Source organism: Parvimonas micra (assembly GCF_037482165.1).
Lineage (GTDB): Bacteria > Bacillota > Clostridia > Tissierellales > Peptoniphilaceae > Parvimonas.
On record NZ_CP148048.1, the window covers coordinates 738,917 to 758,099 of the forward strand.

The 19,183-nt window shown below is 21.7% G+C and carries 15 protein-coding genes; 10 read left to right on the top strand and 5 right to left on the bottom strand.

The genetic code is table 11. The features are described 5' to 3' along the window. Positions 1-9: 9 nt before the first annotated feature. The 10 genes from WFJ11_RS03615 (at position 10) to mobP2 (ending at position 11,714) form a co-directional block, all read left to right on the top strand. Positions 10-243, top strand: coding sequence for a YdbC family protein (locus WFJ11_RS03615; protein ID WP_314938186.1), 234 nt, complete (start codon positions 10-12; stop codon positions 241-243). A gap of 12 nt (positions 244-255) precedes the next feature. Then, the gene (locus WFJ11_RS03620) at positions 256-2,559 is read left to right on the top strand and encodes a VirD4-like conjugal transfer protein, CD1115 family (protein WP_338817737.1); all 2,304 of its coding nucleotides are present in this window, start codon (positions 256-258) and stop codon (positions 2,557-2,559) included. Positions 2,560-2,578: 19 nt separating this feature from the next. Then, entirely contained in the window at positions 2,579-4,213 is a 1,635-nt protein-coding gene (locus tag WFJ11_RS03625) for a pLS20_p028 family conjugation system transmembrane protein (RefSeq protein WP_314938191.1), read from the top strand. An 11-nt stretch (positions 4,214-4,224) separates the two neighbouring features. Beyond that, positions 4,225-5,070 (top strand): hypothetical protein, encoded by an 846-nt coding sequence (locus tag WFJ11_RS03630; protein WP_338817738.1) that lies wholly within the window; start codon positions 4,225-4,227, stop codon positions 5,068-5,070. A gap of 43 nt (positions 5,071-5,113) precedes the next feature. Then, positions 5,114-7,081 (top strand): hypothetical protein, encoded by a 1,968-nt coding sequence (locus WFJ11_RS03635; protein ID WP_338817739.1) that lies wholly within the window; start codon positions 5,114-5,116, stop codon positions 7,079-7,081. Then, positions 7,081-8,160, top strand: coding sequence for a lysozyme family protein (locus WFJ11_RS03640; RefSeq protein ID WP_338817740.1), 1,080 nt, complete (start codon positions 7,081-7,083; stop codon positions 8,158-8,160). Before WFJ11_RS03635 ends, WFJ11_RS03640 begins: the two co-directional genes overlap by 1 nt. Positions 8,161-8,261: 101 nt before the next feature. Further along, positions 8,262-9,368, top strand: a complete 1,107-nt coding sequence (locus WFJ11_RS03645) for a hypothetical protein (RefSeq protein ID WP_338817741.1) — start codon at positions 8,262-8,264, stop codon at positions 9,366-9,368. 309 nt (positions 9,369-9,677) lie between these two features. After that, on the top strand, positions 9,678-9,932 hold the full coding sequence (locus WFJ11_RS03650) for a ribbon-helix-helix protein, CopG family (protein WP_314938202.1): 255 nt from the start codon (positions 9,678-9,680) through the stop codon (positions 9,930-9,932). Further along, complete coding sequence (locus tag WFJ11_RS03655; RefSeq protein WP_314938204.1) at positions 9,925-10,281, top strand: hypothetical protein; 357 nt, start codon at positions 9,925-9,927, stop codon at positions 10,279-10,281. The genes WFJ11_RS03650 and WFJ11_RS03655 overlap by 8 nt, the downstream gene beginning before the upstream one ends. A 20-nt stretch (positions 10,282-10,301) precedes the next feature. Continuing rightward, positions 10,302-11,714, top strand: a complete 1,413-nt coding sequence (gene mobP2, locus WFJ11_RS03660) for a MobP2 family relaxase (RefSeq protein ID WP_338817743.1) — start codon at positions 10,302-10,304, stop codon at positions 11,712-11,714. A gap of 340 nt (positions 11,715-12,054) precedes the next feature. Here the strand turns inward: mobP2 and WFJ11_RS03665 are convergent, their stop codons facing one another. The 5 genes from WFJ11_RS03665 to WFJ11_RS03685 all read right to left on the bottom strand — a co-directional run bounded on the left by WFJ11_RS03665 (position 12,055) and on the right by WFJ11_RS03685 (position 19,173). After that, complete coding sequence (locus tag WFJ11_RS03665; protein ID WP_338817744.1) at positions 12,055-12,837, bottom strand: replication initiation protein; 783 nt, start codon at positions 12,835-12,837, stop codon at positions 12,055-12,057. Between the two features lie 592 nt (positions 12,838-13,429). Then, positions 13,430-14,542, bottom strand: a complete 1,113-nt coding sequence (locus WFJ11_RS03670; RefSeq protein WP_338817745.1) for a tetratricopeptide repeat protein — start codon at positions 14,540-14,542, stop codon at positions 13,430-13,432. Between the two features lie 6 nt (positions 14,543-14,548). Continuing rightward, positions 14,549-16,285: an arginine--tRNA ligase gene (gene argS, locus WFJ11_RS03675; RefSeq protein WP_338817746.1), complete on the bottom strand. Its 1,737-nt coding sequence runs from the start codon at positions 16,283-16,285 to the stop codon at positions 14,549-14,551. 9 nt (positions 16,286-16,294) lie between these two features. Next, positions 16,295-18,649 carry an endonuclease MutS2 gene (locus WFJ11_RS03680; RefSeq protein WP_338817747.1) on the bottom strand — a complete coding sequence of 785 codons (2,355 nt, stop codon included), beginning with the start codon at positions 18,647-18,649 and terminating at the stop codon, positions 16,295-16,297. Positions 18,650-18,654: 5 nt separating this feature from the next. After that, positions 18,655-19,173 carry a cell division protein ZapA gene (locus WFJ11_RS03685; protein ID WP_293439750.1) on the bottom strand — a complete coding sequence of 173 codons (519 nt, stop codon included), beginning with the start codon at positions 19,171-19,173 and terminating at the stop codon, positions 18,655-18,657. Positions 19,174-19,183: the final 10 nt, after the last annotated feature.

A 19,183-nucleotide genomic window follows, 5' to 3' on the forward strand; every position in this document is an offset into this window, starting at 1 on the left:
TAAAAAAATATGGCAGAAATAAAATTTGATATAAAAGAAACATTAATAACATTAACAGAAAGCGAAGAATGGAATAAAGAAGTAAATTTAGTAAGTTGGAACGGGAGAGAATATAAACTTGATATTAGAGAATGGAATAAATCTCATACAAAAATGAAAAAAGGTATAGTTTTAACTAATGAAGAAATGAGAAAAATTTTAGAAAGTGAAGAAATAAAAGAATTTTTAAAATCAAATGAATAATAGGTAAAAAATATGAAAAAAAATAAAATTTTGCTTTTGTTTTTAAGTGGATTTTTATGTTTTTGTGTTATGTCTTTTTCAAATTTTTTAATTTATTCAACAAATTTTTTTATAAAAAAAATTAAAAATAATAACTTACAATTTGAATATATAAAAGCATTTTTAGATATAAAATTTACAACCACTTTTTCGATAGTTAATTTAATAATTTTTAGTATATTTATATTAATTTTTTTAAGATATTTTATAGCTAAAAAAATTGATGAAAAAAGAATTAATAAAGGTCAACACGGAACTAATAGATTTACAACTTTAAAAGAAATTCAAGAACAATATAAAGCAATTCCTGATTTAGAAAAAGAATATAAAGGTAATCCTGGTGTAGTTATAAGTAGATACAAAAATAATATATTTATTGATGATTCTCCAGTACACAATTTGTTAATAGGAATGTCAAGAAGTGGAAAAGGAGAACTTTGGCTTTTTCCAACACTAGATACAATAACAAGAGCAGAAAATAAACCTTCGTTTTTATCTAATGACCCAAAACTTGAACTTGCTTCAGCATCATATAATACTTTAATTAAAAGAGATTACGATGTTGGAATCTTAAATTTAATTAACCCTGAACGTGGTATTAAATTTAATCCTTTACAGCTAGTAATTGACGAATGGAAAAAAGGAAATGAAACAGAAGCTATAACTGTTTTAGAAAGTGTTTCAAATCAGATATTTAAACAAAATATTACGCCTAAAGAAGAATTTTGGATTGAAGCTAGTATATCTTTATTTAATGGTGTTACATTAAATTTAATTGATGAAAGTTTTAAAAAAGGAGAAGAAAACAAAGTTTGTATATATTCAGTTGTAAAATTTGTTATTGATATGATGACTTCCTATAGTTATGACGAATTTGGAAATAAACATTTAGATAATAATGAAGATAATGTAGGTTATAAATTAGATGAACATTTTGCAAAATACGATTTAGATTATCAACCTAGATTAATGTATTCTACTTTTTCAGATACTCCAGGTAAAACAAGGCTCGGAGTGTTAGCTACTTTTAAATCTAAATTACGTCTTTTTACTAATAAAGACATTGCTATTTTAACTTCAAAATCTACTATTGATTTTGAAGAAATTGGATTTATAAAAGAAAAATATAAATTATCTTTTAACGTTGAAAACTGCTTAATAAATGAAATTTTAAACGAAAAAAAGATTATTTTTAAAGCAATAATTCAAGATAAAGATCGATATAATGAAATAAAAAATTTAATTAAAAGCAAAGGGCAAAAAATAGGGATAAAATTTGATTTTAATAATATTACTACTAAAAAAATTAATTTAACAATTTCATTAAATGATATAAATGATTTTTCTTATTCAAAAGAATTTCTATCAAATACTGAAGACTATGAAATAATTTTAAATTACTTAATTAGTAAATTGGATATTAGCTATAAAATGAATACTAATGATGGAATAATATACAAAACTGAAGATACTTTAATAAAACAAATTAATTATAAATTATCTAATGAATATCTATTAGAATTTATTAATCTAAATATAACCTTAATTGAAAATATAGAAAAGAGTAAACCTAAAGCTATTTTTTTAGGAATTCCTGACTTTGATAAATCAAAAAATATGATTGCAACTTTATTTATAGAACAAGCATATTTTGTATTAGCAAAAAAGGCAACTTTAAATAAAAATAAGGCTTGTGATAGAGATGTATTTGTTGTTTTGGAAGAATTAGGACAATTACCTGTTATCAAAAATCTATCTAATATGGTTACTATGTCTTTATCAAAAAGAATTAAATTTATTATTGTAATTCAATCTTTTTTACAACTTAAAGAATTATATAAAGAATCCGGGACAATTATAAAAAATAATTGTTCAAACACAATCTTTATTGCAACAAACGATAAAGAAACTGCTAAAGAAATTTCAGAAAAATGTGGTGATGAAACTATAATAAAAACGAGTAAATCTGGAAATATGATGGATATTTCAAAAAAAGAAAGTTCTTCAGCAACAAATAAAAGAATAATTTTACCACAAGACGTTTTACAAATTCCACAAAATGAAACGATCATTTTAAGAACTCTAAAAAGAACAGATTTGAAAGGAAGAAAAATAATTCCATATCCTATTTTTAATAGAGGGGAAATGGAATTGAAACCACGTTTTGAATATCTTAACGAATATTTTGATACGAATGTTGATATAAACTATGTTTTAGATAAACTATATGGAAATCAAGATAAAATAAATTTAAAAGATTATACTATAAAAATATAAAAAAAGAAGGGAAAATTCTATGAATTTAATTTTTTTATTAAGAAGTTTTACTGAAACTGAAATAGCAGATATACTATATAAATACTTTGAATATTTAACAGAAAGAAGTTTTATAATTGATATATTCAGGTGGATAGGCTTTTCAATTTTAAAAGGATTATATTATATAACAAGTTTAGCTTATGAATTTTTTGATTCTATTGCTGGAATTAATTATTTTTTTAAGTTTGATTCCATAAATAGAATATATAGCAAAGTTGCATTAGTTACAGGTTCAATAATAGTTTTATATATTATTATTGCTTCAATAAAATCAATATTATCTATGAAATTAAATAAAGATATAATAAAAAATGCGATTATTTCAGCTGTTTTAATTGCTTCTTTACCTTTTGCTATGACAAAAGCTTCAGAATTAACTGTAGCCGGACTTAATTTTATTAAAAGTTTTAATTCTAGTGATATTACTAATCTTCCTGACTCTTGGAAACTTGGAGGATACAAAGAAAATGCACAAAAGAGTAAAGAAACTATAGTAGATAATGTTTTTAAAAATATGTTTACTGATATTAAAGAAAATTTAGTTGATAAAGATTTTAAAGATATTAAAAAAATTGAGGGAAACAGCCTACATATAGACGATTTAAAAAGAATTAAAATCAATTCTATGCTTCTAAAAGATAGAGTTCCTATTCATAAAGTATTAGAATACAGGCTTGTAGGATATGATAAAGAAATTGAAAAAATTACAGAAAACGGCAGTTTAGTTCCGAGTTTTAGAGTTGAGGGGTATTATCGTTGGAAATTTAACTTTATATATGGTGTAGTATTTATGATTTTACTATTAATTGTATATTTAAAAAGTGGTTTTACTATCTCTAAATTAATTTATGAACTAGGATATAATAAAATTGTATCTCCTTTAGTATTATCTACCGATGTAGAAACAGGAGAAAAAAGAAAAGTTATAATTCGTGAGATTGGTATTTGTTATATGACAATAGTTGTAACTTACATTTCAATTCATATATACTCACAATTTTTGATTTTTGTAAATTCTATTGATGCTTCAATTAATTCTGTTCAGAAAATTTTTATTATTGCCGGAGCTACTGCAGGTGTATTTAAAGGTTCAAGTTTAATAGAAAAAGCGTTTGGAATACAAAGTAGTCATAGTAGTACTAGCCTTAGTAGTTGGTTATATACTTTAAGTCATTTGAAAAACTTAACAAGCTCTCATAGTGATAATAAAAGTAATCAAAATAATACTAATGAAAATAATAATGAAAGAAATAACAATACAGGAACAGACAATAATACAAATGAACAATTTACAAATAAATTGGATCAAAACAATTCAAATCAAGATATAAATAGTTATAGAAACGGAACGAATGAAAGAAATAACAATACAGGAACAGATAATAATACACCTGGACTTGAATTTGATGTAAAAGGTGGAACTAATACTGAAGATATAAATAGTTATAGAAACAATAATAATAATAATAACGGAGAAAATTTTACTGAAAATAGTAATGTTTGGGAAGAAATAAAAGAAAATCGTTCTGAAAATTTAAAAAATGACTACTATAAAGATAAAAATATAAATGATAAAAATGATTTTTGGGATAAAATTAATAAAAAAGATTAGGAGATAAAATAATGTATAAAATAAATAAAAATATTGCTATAAAACAAAAATTCACAAAATTTTTATATCTTGAAACTATTATATGGCTTTTAGTATCTATTATTGTATTATCAATAACTTCATTATTTTTAAAAAATTTATTGATTAAATTTTTTTATGTTTTTGTTGGAATGATATTTACATTTTTACTACTTTTACCAAGTCCTAATAACCCTGATAAAACTATAATTACAAGTATTATATTTTTTAAAAAAAGATATAAAAAAACTGTTGTAACTATTGATAAATTAAATGAAGAAATGAAAGAGAATGAATATAAAGAATTAATTAAAAAAGAAAAAAAATTTAGAAAAAAAATAAAAAAGTCAACTTTAGATTATATAGATTTTTTATCAATTAAAGATAATAAATTTATAAAACATAAAGATGGCAGTTTTATTGAAATTTTAGAAATCGTACCTTTAAATTTAAATAATATAAATCCTGATTTTAAACAAAGTTTGATAGATAAAAATTCAAATTTTTATCTATCTTATAGTAATGATGTAAAATTAATTTATATTAATTATCCTAATGACTTTTCTAAACAAAAACAATTTCTAATTAATAAAATTGAAAAAGAAGAAAATAAATTTAAGCAATATATGTTAAAATTAAAACTCGAAGAATTTGAAATTTTAGAAAATTTTAAATATAAAAAATCATTCTTTTTGTTGGTATTTGGGAATAGTGAAATAGATTTAATTGAAAATATTAAAAGAATTAAAGATACTTTTCCTTTAAAATTAGAACATACTAACAAAGAAACAAAAGAAAAAATTTATTTCAAACTTAATAACTTGAATTCAAATTTTTAAATGCAAATTTTTTTATTTTTAATTAAAGCGAAAGGGGTTAAAAATGAAAGCAGATTTTTTAAAATCAAAGAAAAGTAAACACAAAGAAGAAGAAAATAAGATAGATTATGAATTTATAGATAATATACAAGCAAAAACTAATATAATTTTTAAAGAAAATTTTGTAAAAAAAGGTGATGGATACGAAACTTGTATCCATATACATACTTTTCCTACAGAAGTTGGAAAATGTTGGTTAAAAACAATAACTGATGATTTAGATATGGAAAATGTAATAGTAACAATAGATATTGGAACTATGGATAAAAATACTATTGATAAAAAATTAGAAACAAATTTAATAGAAAATTTAGATAGAAAAAAATCACAAAGAAAATTAACAGAAAAATTAAAAAGTGGAACTGATTTTGATGATAGTGTAAGTTTACATCAAAAAATTTATACTTCAGGAATAACTATAAAATTAGTACACATTAGAATTTTTGTATATGCAGATTCTTTAGAAAACCTAGAAAGTGATATAAACAAAGTTTTACATTATTTAAAGGCAAAACATTTTAAAGCAGGTATCTATCTGAATGAATTAGAAGCTGAATATAAATCTTTATATAATAGTTATACAACTCAATCAACTAAATTTACTAAAAGATATGGAAAAGAAATTAATTCTGATGTGCTTGGAGCTGGAATAGATTATCATTTTTCAAGTCTAGATGATGATGAAGGCACTTTTTACGGAATGACAAGAACTAATGGGGCAGTTATATTTAATCCATTTCTGAAAAATGACTTTAGGAAATCATATAATGGAATAATTATGGGACAAATGGGTTCAGGTAAATCAACTTTTTTAAAAAAATTAACATTAAATGAATATATTAAGGGAAATAGAGTTAGAGTATTTGATGCTTCAGGAGAATTTAAAAAACTTATAAATTATGCTGACGGAAAAATTATAAATTTAAACAATTCTAAAAATATAATAAATCCTTTACAAGTTTATAAATCAAATTTTATTGATACTTCTGAAGATGAAAAAAATATTGAAATTAGTGAACTTGCAAAAGTTGATTTAGACGAAAAAGACAATAAATTTTACCAAAATCATATATCTAAAGTTACTTTATTTTTTAAATATTGTTCTCCAGATTTGAAAGAAGAATATTTAGATGAATTTGAAATACTTTTAGATGAATTTTACGAAAATATTGGTTTTTTTGAAAGAAAAAATAATTTAAAAATTTTTAATAATTTAACGAATCGTAAAACTGAAGATTATCCAGTATTAAGTGATTTTCTAGAATATATCAAAATAGTATATGATAAAGAACAAGATGAATTCAGAAAAAAACGTATAGATAAAATTAAATTAAAATTGACAAAACTTGTAAATTCCAACGGAATTTTATTTGATGGATATTCAACAATAGATATACAAAATGAAGACCTGGTTGTTTTTAATATAAAAGAATTAGCAACATTACCACAAGAAATTTTTTCTGCAGTAATTTTTAATATTCTGTCAATTCTTTGGGAAGAAATGATAAATAATGTTGATATTGAAAAAATAGGAGATAGAATTGATGATTTTAATATTAAAAAATATTTTTTACTTTTAGATGAAGCTCATAGAATACTAAATGATGAATTAGATGATAAAATAATTAAATTTTTCATAGATTTTCAGCGTGAAGCTAGAAAATATATGGGTTCTATTTGGTTTTCATACCATACAATTGATGATGCCATAAAGGAAAGAGAAGAAAGTAAAAAAATGAATCAATTATTTAATTTATCTCAATACAAGATTCTATTTGAACAGGATAATCAGTTAAAAAATAAGCTACTTAATGTTTTTAAAAACAATTTTAATGAAAATGAGATAGATGCGATTTCTAAATTTAAAATTGGAGAATGTATTTTATCATTGCACAATCAAAACAATATCATATTTAAAGTAAGTTTAGGTCTTGATGAGGAAAAGGAATTAATTGCTACTGGTGGAAAATAATGAATGAAGCTGATATTAAAATAAATTTAAGAAAAATTCAACTATTTTTTAAATTTATTAAGTTTATAATATTTTTTTTAGTTCCTATAGGGTTAGTTATTAGTATTTTAATTGTTATTTCTAGTATATTTTTAGTTTTAAATTATGATGAAGAAGAAACAAAAATTACAGCTACTACAATAAATATTCCAGAATCTGTTTTAAAACATAAAGAAACAATTATAAAATATATGCGAAAATACAATATTCCTGATGAGTACCTACCATATATTTTAGCTCAAGCTACTCAAGAATCAGGAGGACAAGAGCCTGACATTTTCCAGGCTTCAGAGAGTAAATATAATGGTAGAATGGGAATGATAAAAACAGCAGACGAGAGTATTGAACATGCAATGAAAAGATGGCGAGAAATAATTGATGAAATTGAAAAAAGAAAATTAATATTTTCTGTAGAGCTTATTCTCCAAACATATAATTACGGTTCCGGCTATTTAAGTTGGGTTGAAGAAAACGGAAGAAAGTGGACTGAAGAAAATGCTGAAAGTTTTTCAAAACATAAATTAAAAACTTTGCAAAATTGGAATTATAGTGTTTACGGAGATATTAAATATATACAGCATATTTTTAGATATTTGGTTTTAGAAAGAAATTATAAAAATATACAAAATATTTCTGATTCTACAATAAAAACAGTAATTAGTGAAGCATATTCATTCTTAAATGTGCCTTACCAATTATATGGAAATAATCCACCGTATTGTATTGATTGTTCAGCTTTTACTTTGCGAGTTTATAAAAAAATTGGTATTAATTTTTCTCATAGTGCACAAGCACAATATGAAGCTGTTACAAATAATGGGAAAAACTTAAAAACAAGAATTTCAGACTTAGAAATTGGAGATCTCGTATTTTTTAAAGGCACTTATAATACTTCAAACTTTATAACACACGTAGGTATATATATTGGAGGTGGAAAAATGATAAATGCACAAATTCCAAGGGTAAAAATAGCTGATATTGAGAATGATTTTGGGAAATATTTCGTAGGAGGTGGTAGTCCGTGGCACTTAATAAAATAAGCCCTAAAATCACCAAAATTTTTATTTTTTTAATTAAAGGCATATCATAGCATTAAAAAATTTTTTTAATGCAAAATTAAGCGTTTTATGGAGGTGGACTTATGTTTTCTAATAGAAAAAGTTATTTTTTTCTAATACCTTTTGTTGTTATGGTTATGATTTTTTTAGCTATAATATTTTCAAATTTTTTTATAAAAAGTGAAAAAAAACATAGTGAGATAGAAAAAAATACAGTAATAAATATAGGTAATAGAGAATTTATTTTAAAAGATATAATTAAAACTAAAGAAAATATTTTTTTAGAATTTGTTGAAGAAGATTGGTTAAATAATGATGACGTTATGAATATTAAATCTAATTTTGATAGCGAAAAAGAATTAACTAATGATGTAGTAAAAATTAGATTTAAAGGATTCTATTTCTTGAAAATTCCAGTTAAGAAAAATAATAAGATATTAAATTTAATTTTTCAAGAAAAAGATAAAAATTATAAACTTTTTATTGATATTAAAAATTACAAAGAAGAAGAATATTTAGAAAAAAATGTTAAAGATTACAAAGTGGATTATTTAGATTTTTGTATAAACTTAAATAATGAAAAAATCGAAAAAATAGATGAACAAATTAATGAAAAATATAATGAAATAAATATTAAAGAAAAAAATATTGAAGAACTAAATTCGCAGACAGAATTTCAAATTGGAGATGAATTAAATAATGCAAAACAGAAAATACAAAATGTTAAAAATATTATCGAAAATTTGAAAGATGAAATATTAAATATGACTAATAATATAGTTACATTAAAAAACAAAAATTTAATGTTAAATGCTGAAATAAAATTTATTCAAACAGGAAAAAAGGAAGATGTGGTTTTAATATCAAAAAAAGATAAAAACGGAAATAAAATAGATGATTTAGATGCTAAAGAAATTTATAAAAAAGAAGAAGAAAGAGAAAAAAAGGAAGAAGAAAATAAACAAAATAATAATAAAAAAGAAGAAGAAAATAATAAAAATTCTAGCTCAAATAATAATAAAAATAAATCAAAATTGATACAAAAACATAACAATTCTACGATTAATAATAATAAAAAAAATGAAACTAAAGTACAAAAAAATAATCAAAATAATACTTCAAATTCTGATATAAAAGTCAATAAAAACGATAAAAAAAATAAGGAAGTTGAAGTTGAATTTGTTCCTTAAAACAAATAAAAATGTTTAGATTTTTTACAAAATCTATTTATCAATATATATTATTATATATAATCTTATTAAATCTTATTTTATTATATATAATAAACAGGATAAAGAAAATGTGTTGCACTTTGTGCAAGCTTGGCAGAGCCAAGCCCATTTTCTAGCGATTTTAAAGTCAGAAAAAGTGCAACACAAATCACTATTTTTGTAATACATTTTAATACAAAAAATAAGCTTTTTTATTAGTTTTTAACGTTTGTAATACATTTTAATACACAAATACTTAATTAAAAATAAAAAATTAGAGGTTAAAATATGAAACAAATTTTACACATAAGAGCAGTTGATAGCAAAATAGTTGCTGTACTTGATGAGATTGCAAAAGAAAAGAAAATAAGTAGAAGTAAACTAATTAGAGAAATATTATATAATTATATTTTATTTTCAGATTATAAAACTATGGAAGAAAATTTTAAAAGTATTACAGATTTAAATACAAAAGTTTTAATTGAAAATATTGAAATTTTAGAAACAATAAAAAAAGAATTAGGAGAAATAATTTATGAATAATTGTGTAACTAAATCAATAAGAATTGAAAAAGAATTATTAGAATTTTTATATGAAAAATATAATAGTAAAAATTTTTCAAATATTATAAAAAATATTATTCAAGAAATGAAAAATAATAATTCTTTTAAAAACGATAAAGCAATCTTAAAAGAATTAGATAATGTTAAATTTAATCAAGAAATTATTTTAAATATGTTAAACTCTTTTTCAATAAAAGAATTTGAAAATAGAGTCTATTTTGGAGATAAAATTTTAGATTTATCTTTAAATTTTTCAGAAAGTTTACAGTCTGAAAAAAATAAGTTAGAAGAAAAGAAAAAGACATATAAAGAAATGATTAAAGATTAATAAATTAAGGATAAATAAAAATGGCTAATATTGTAATAAAAACTAAATTTAGAAGTCCAGAAGAAAGTAGATGCTTTACTGATGAATTAGAATATTCGACACAAGAATATAAACAAGAAAGTATTAAAGGTCTAAAACACGAAGATTATATTGAAAATAATGATGTAGATTTTACAAAAGTTATTGACTATTCAACAGAAATATATAAACAAAAAACAAATAAATATATCAAAGAAAATTCAAATTATACATTTTCTAATTATAGCAATAACATAGATAAAAATGGAATCGAAAAAATAAAAAAACAATTTATTGAAGCTCAAAAAAATGGTAGTTTTTTATATAAAACTTATATTTCTTTTGAAGATGGATATTTAGAAAAAAATAATATTATTTCTAATGGTGTTATAAATGAAAATTTATTAAAATCAACAGTTAGAAATTCTATGATTAAAATGTTAAATAATGAGAATTTAAAAGATTATATTTTTCTAGGCAATATTCATTATGATACAGATAATATCCATTGTCATATTTACACTGTTGAAAATGGAACACCAACACGAAAAATAAATTATAATGCAAAAACTGATAAAGAAAAATATAAAGATGCTAAATTTAAAATTACAAGTTTTAAAAAAGCAAAATCAGAAATTCATAATTCTTTAAATAATGATTACGAAAATTTGAAAGAAATTCAAAATATTTTTAGAAATAAAATACTAAAAAGTGATGTAAATTTTCAAAATTTTTCTAAGGTCGAATTGGAAGAATTACAAAACATTTATAACAAACTCCCGGAGAATAAAAATTTGTGGCAATTTAATAATAAAAGAATTAAACACATAAAACCACAAATAGAAACATTTACTAAAAATTATTTAAACAAATATCATAGCGACAATTTTGAAAAATTAAAAAATATTTTGGAAAAACAGGAAAAAGAATTTACCAGGATATACGGACAACAAAAGCACTATATTTACAAAACAAATACATCTAACAATTATAAAAACAATAAATTAGAAGATATTTACTCAAGAACAGCAAATAAATTACTGAAGGAGTTAAAAGATATTGATTTATCAAAAATAAGAATAGAACTAAAATCACAAAAAAATAAATTTTCTAACACTGAAGATAAAAAAATCACTTCTGCAGAAATATCTGCAGAGTCAAAAATAAATAAAAAAAATTATACAAAAAACATAAAAATTGATAAGATTTATAAGTTAAAAAACTATGAAAATTATATAAATGTATCTAAAAAAAGAAAAATAAATACGAGTTCAGCATTAAGAATATTTAGGAACTTAACTAAAAATACAACTAAAAATTTACAAGAAGAAAAAATAAAAAATATGAAAGAATATCAAAAATTACTTGAAAAAATTGATTATAAAAGCAAAAATTTAGTTCAAACTATTGATTAAAAATATAAAATAATTTATAATATTAGTGCTTAATTATATACAAAATTGTAAAACAATTTATAAAAAAGAGTTGACTTTTTTATAAATTGTGGTATTATATAGTTGAGATTAAAATTTTTAGAGGACATTTTCATCTCACGTATTAATAATGCAAATGAAAAAGCAAGGTCTGCCAACCTTGCTTTTTATGTTGATTATTTAAAATCTTTAAGCAATTTCAATAACGCAATCAACAACGAAATTAAAATTATAGCTTCGACAGAGGACATTAAATTCACCCCCTTTCGTATAATAATGCTAGATAATTATATAATAATTAACTACTTTAGTAAATAGTTTTTTAACTAAATTTAGCAAAATAGCCTTTGTTTTTATCAAATAATATCTCAAATTTTGTATTTTTACCAGTCTTATAAGCATAAATTATAGCTTCATCTTCACTTTTAAAGTAAGCTATGTCTTTTGCTTCAGGAATAAATGAAAATTTTAATAGAACTATAACTTTTCCTTTCTTTATTTTTTCAATTCTAAAATCCTTAAAAATAGGGGATAGTTCATTTAAAATAGGTTTTAAAACTCTTTGATCAATATTCCCGGATTTATATGAGTTTGGAATATCTAACAATCTTCTAAATTCATCAATTTCAACTATCCACATTCCAGTATTTCTATATTGTTTCAATCTTCTGTAACACTCTTTTGAATATGTTGATTTAAGACTTATAAATTCAGATAATTCAAATTTAGTAAATTTCTGAGTTAATTCATTTAGTACCCAGTAAAAATCTTCATTTACAGCTATATTAACAGTCTTTTTATCCTTGTCAATTTTATACTTGGTAAATAATACAAACATAACTATTTCTTTTTCATTTTCCCAACCAAAAACACATTTAAGCAGTTTATTATATGTGTTTTTTAAATCAGAATAAAATTTTTCGGAAGTTGAATATATATCATAATTAACTAATCTTCTTAAATACTCAAAATCAAAACTTACTTCTTTCAATTCTTCATCTTTCATTTTTGAACATATAGCCATTAATAAATCTAATTCTTTTGAATTAAAGTTTTTTAATGCAACCTTATTAATTTCATTGTTATAGTTTACAAGTTCTTTCATTTCAACACTTCCTTTTAATTTTTGTCTTTATAATATCATAAATTAGCTAAAAAAACAACTATATAAAAATATGATGTTTTATTTTTAGAAAAAAGATATTAAAAAATAGAAATTTGTTTACTTTTATTAGAAAAATGTTGTTTTATATCTTCTGTAGCTATTGGTATCACTTGCATACAAAAGAGCTAAAAATAACTTTAAAAATATATATATATTTAATTAAAAAGAAAAAAATATAAATATAAATATAAGAATAAATAAATATATATATATAATATAATATATTATATTAACAAATCAAACAATTAATAAATTTATAAAATAGGTATTGACAATAAAATTATAATTATATATAATGAGCTTAAAGAAATAATGAAACATGAAAATTAAATATTTCTCATTAATCTATTTTAAAAAAACTCACAAACACTAAGCTTGTGAGTAAAAAAATATTTAATGTTTTTTCGCAAAACTATTATTTTGCGAAAAATAAAAAATTTAAAATAAAGAAGAGACTCTAACTAAATCTCTACTCTATTTATGCATAAATTATATTATATTATTTCCAAAAAGTCAATACTATAGGAAAAAACTATTTTAAATTTTCTTTGTATAATTCTTTTAAATATAATATATCATTCATTATAGAATTATCTAAATCCTCGTATAATAATAATTTATCAATATCTTTTTTTGCGTTTTTATATTTTTTCAGTTTTAATTCCAATATTATCTTATTAAATAACAATATTTCATCATCAATATATAAAGATAGCCCTCTTTCGAAAATTTCAAGCGATTTTTCGATTTTTTGTGTTTTATAATATAATAACCCTAATTCTATAAAAATATTCAAAAAATCGGCGTTTAAATCCAATGATTTTTCGTAGAATTCTATAGATTTTTCATTTTCATTTAATTTATTATATATATATCCAATCCAATAAGAATCTTCTTTATCTAGATTAAAATTATCAATATTTTTTAATATTTTATAACAGTCTTCAAACTTATATCTATCTACCAGTTGTAGTAGCTCTTCAATTTTAACTTTTACATTTATATCTTGTATTTTTTTATTGATAATATTATCAATAATCTTATTTGAATTAGTTATGGCTTTTTTATAATATATACTAGCTTTAATATAAAATTTTTCTTTTACGCATAAATCACCATAAAGCATATTTAGCAAATAATCATCTTCATTTTTATTTTCTAAATTAGACAGCAAAATTTTAATTTCATTAATTATTATATTATAATAACTATTATCATAATCTAAAATCATTAAAAGATATTTAGTATATATTTTTATAATAAAATCATCAGATATTTCTAAATTAATTAATCCTCTAATAATTAATAAATTATAAATTATTGTATCATAATTATTATCATTAAAATCAATTTTAGACTTAACAAAATCTAATAAGTTAATATTTTTTGATTTTATAAAACCATTTAAAAATTCAATATTTTCAAAATTTGAATCTATTCCATTTAACAATAAAATCCCTTCAAAAAAGTATGATAAATTAATATTTTCATTAAATTTATTATTTTTAATATTTTCTAATAAAACATTTGAACTAATTGGAAAATCGATATTTTTATAATTTTTTTCATTAATTTCAATATTTTTCACTGTAAGAAAATATACTTTATCAGAAAATTTTCTAAAATAATTATATAAATTATCCATATTCACCTACATTTTTTTAGGAGTATCCATACCTAAAAGTCCTAATCCAATCTCAATAAGTAATCTTGTACAATATGTTAATATAAGCCTAAATTCTTTAACACTATCTTCTTGATTACTTATAGGACAAGAATTATAAAATTTATTAAATAATTTTGCAACTTCAGTTATATATCTTGCAAGTATTGAAGGTTCATATTTCTTGGCTGAATCTAATAAAATATCTTCAAATTTATAAATTGATTTAATTAAAGATAATTCATCAATATTCATTTCGTAATTTGAAACTTTCGAAATATCAATATTATCTAATTTTAAATAAAAATCATTCTTTTCTAATATACTATTAGCTCTTGCAGCGGAATATTGAACATACGGACCTGTTTCTCCTTCGAAATTAAGAACATTATTCCAATCAAAAGAATAATCTTTAATTCTAGTATTGAATAGTTCTTGAAATATTACAGCACCAATTCCTACTTCTTTAGCAATTTCTTCTTTGTTTTCGAGAGAACTGTTTCTCTCGTTTATAATTTCTAGAGTTTTTTCTACACTTTTTTCAAGTACATCATTTAAGAATATAACATTTCCTTCTCTTGTGCTTAGTTTTGCAGAAGTTCCTAAAAAATTATCTTTTACACTTACCATACCAAATGAAACATGAATACAATCTTTAGCCCATTCATATCCCATTTCTTCTAAAATAGCTTTTAATTGTTGAAAATGTAATTTTTGCTGAGTTGCAACTACATAAATATTTTTATAAAAATTATAATCTTTTTTTCTAGTTAATGCAGTTGCAATATCTCTTGTTATATAAGTACTGGAAGAGTTACTTTTTAAAATCAAAGCAGGTGGTAAATCATATTTATCTAGATTAACAATTTTACATCCATCACTTTCAACTAATAAATTTTTATCTTCAAGTTCTTTAACAACATCATCAATAAACTGAGAATGATAAGCTTCACCTCTATATGAGTCGAATTCAACTTTTAATTTATCGTAAACCTTTTGAAATTCCATTAAACTAATATCTTTAAACCAATTCCAAAGTCTAACGGACTCTTCATCTCCATTTTCTAATTTATTAAAATAGTCTCTAGCAGTTTCTAACATTTTTTCATCAGTTTTGCATAGATTATTAAAATCGACATACAATTTTAATAATTGATTTATAGGGTCAGCATTTATCTCTTCATCATTCCCCCACAATTTGTATGCAGCAATTATTTTTCCAAACTGGGTTCCATAATCTCCAAGATGATTTACACCAACTGTATTATAGCCTAGAAAATTATAAATGTTTTTAATTACATTTCCAATTAATGTACTTCTTATATGTCCAATATGAAATGGTTTAGCTATATTTGTTGAAGAATAGTCAATAACAATAGTTTTATCTAAATTATCTTGTGAAGATCCATATTTTTCTTTTTTATCAAATATTTCTTTTATAACATTTTTAGAAAATTCTGAGTTTCTAACAAAGAAATTAATATAAGGTCCAACATTCTTTACATTTGAGAATATACTATCATCTATATTAATTCTATTTACCAATTCTTTAGAAATTATATTTGGTGCTTTTCTTAAAGTTTTAGATAATTTAAAACATGGAAATGAGAAGTCTCCCATTTCTGGATTAGGAGGAATTTCTATCAATTCTCTAATTTCTTCTTTATTTAAATTTATATCTAAATCAAAAATAGTATTTATAACTATATCCTTAAAGTTTATCATAATTTTCTCCTATTTTAGTTTTACAATAGTAGCTCCATCGCCACCTTCATTAAATTTAGCAAAGCTAAAAGATTTAACCAATTTATGTTTTCTCAAAAAATCTGAAATATTATTTCTTAAAACTCCAGTTCCCTTACCATGAACAATTGTTACTTCATTTAAATTAGCTATAAAAGAATCATCTAAAAATTTATCAATTTCATAAATTGCATCTTCTGTATTATATCCTCTTACATCTATCTTATTATTATACATTTTATCACTCTTAATAAAAGTGGCTTTAGAATGAGATATTTTTTCTTTAGAATTATCAATAATTTTTTCAATTCTAATAATATCACTAATATTTGCATTTACTTTTAAAATCCCAATTTTAACCTGCAAATTTCCATTTTTATCAGGTAGTGTCTGTATGTATCCATTTTCATTTAAACTTAAAACTTTAACTTCTTCTCCTAACATTAAAGGTTCTTTTAATGTATTTGATTCATTTTCTTTTTTAATCATTTTCGAATGATTAATCTTATCCATTTTCTTTAGTATTTCTTCAGATATTTTTTTCAATTTAGTAGATTGCTCTTTTGATCTTGCTTTATTTATATGATTAATAGTCTCTTTGCAAAATTTTTCGGTTTCATATATTGAATTTTCAATATATTCTTCTAATTTTCTTATCTTCTTTTCTTTTTGTTTATTAAATTTTTCAAGTTTTTCTTCATATTCTTCTTTAATTTTTTTATTAAAATTTAATATCTCTCTTTGTTCAATAATAAGCTCTTCATATTCTTTACGTCTATTATCAACATTACTAACTAATTTATCAAAAGATAATTCGTTATTGGATATAAACTTTTTAGCATTAACAATAAAGCTTTCATCAAGTCCTAATTTTTTAGAAATCTCAAACGCATTTGATTTTCCAGAAATTCCGATAATTAACTTATAAGTAGGTTCTAATTTTTCAACATCAAATTCCATTGCAGCATTTTGAACATTTTCAGTTGACATTGCATACATTTTTAATTGACTATAATGTGTTGTAGCAATAGTTCTAATATTCCTTCCTAAAAAATAATTTAATATTGAAATTGAAAGACCAGATCCTTCTTCAGGATCTGTACCAGATCCCAATTCATCAAATAATATTAATGAATTTTCTTTTGCATTTTTTATTATTTCAATTATATTTTTCATATGTGACGAAAAAGTACTTAAAGACTGTTCAATACTTTGCTCATCACCAATATCTGCGAACAATTCATCAAATACAGCTACTTCTGAATTATCTGCACAAGGTATCATAAGTCCATATTGAGTCATTAAGGTCAAAATTCCAACAGTTTTTAGAGTAACAGTCTTACCTCCAGTATTTGGACCTGTTATAACTAAAGTATTAAAACTATTACCAAGAGAAATATCAATTGGAACTACTTTATCCCTATCTATTAGAGGATGTCTAGCTGATTGTAATGAAATAATACCTCTATTATTTATTATAGGTTTAATAGCTTCCATATCATATGCCAATTTTCCTCTTGAAAATATAAAATCGATTTTAGCAATTACACTTAAATTTGAAATTAATTCAGGTAAAATTTCTAAAACACGGCTAGAAAACGCAATTAAAATTCTTTCAATCTCTTTTTCTTCATCAATTTCTAATTTTTTTAAATCATTATTTAGATCAACTACAAACATAGGTTCTATAAAAACTGTCTGTCCTGAAGCAGATTGATCATGAACAATACCTTTAAAAGAATTTTTAAACTCACTTCTTACTGGAACTACATATCTACCATCTCTTAACGTATATAGATTATCCATTAACTTATCAGAAGTTGAAATCAGTTGATTAAGTTTATCTCTAATCAAATCGTTTTTTGATTTTATCATTCTTCTTATTCTTTTTAAATCAGAACTTGCATCATCAGAAATTTCATTTTCGGATATTATAGACATTTCTATATCTTTTTCCAATTGAGTAGCTATATTTAAAGAATTTATAAGTTCAAAAATATTTTTAAATTCAGATGACTCTTCTTCTGAAATTATATTTTTTAAAAATCTTGAAGTATTGAGAAGCTTCCAAACTTCTAAAAGATTTTTAGGTGAAAAATATTGTCCTATTTCTAAAAGCTTAAAATCTTCCTCTAAATCATCGATATTAGAAATGCCTGGTAATCTATGTTTTATTATAAATCTATAAGCTTCATCTGTTTCATCTAATAGTCTTTGTACTTCTATTAAATTTGATGAAATTTCTGAATTTTTAATAATTTTTTTTCCTATTATACTTTGAGAACGATTCAATAACATATTTATAATTTTATAAAATTCTAAAGTTTTTAACACTTTATAGTTCATTATAATTATTTTTTCTCCATTTTTATAATTTTTTCAATATATTCATTTTTAATATTAACAATTTCATTTTGTAATTCTATTATTTTCTCATTTTTTTGTTTTAATTCATAAAAATTATCATATGAAATTTTTTCAATATTTTCATACCTTTTTTCAAGAGAATTTATTGTACGAGTTAAAACATTATTCTTATCTGTTAGATCTTCTACTATTTTTTTTAGTTCTTCCTTTTCTTTTTCAATTTTTTGACTATTTTTAATAAATTCTTCTTGCTTTTTTACAGGAAATTCACTATCTTCAGTTAATAAGTTAATTTCTTTTTTTAAGTCAAAATAATCGCTTGAAATATTTAGTGCGACTAATGTAGCAGCCATAGTAGGGTTTAATAAATAATTTTGCGATGTGATTTTCTTTATTTCTTCATCAACATAATTTGCTATTTCTTCTACTTCTTTATTACTTTTTTCTCCAATAATTGTATAAGTAGTTCCCGCAATATTGACTTTTATTTTATTAGTTTCCATATTAATCTCC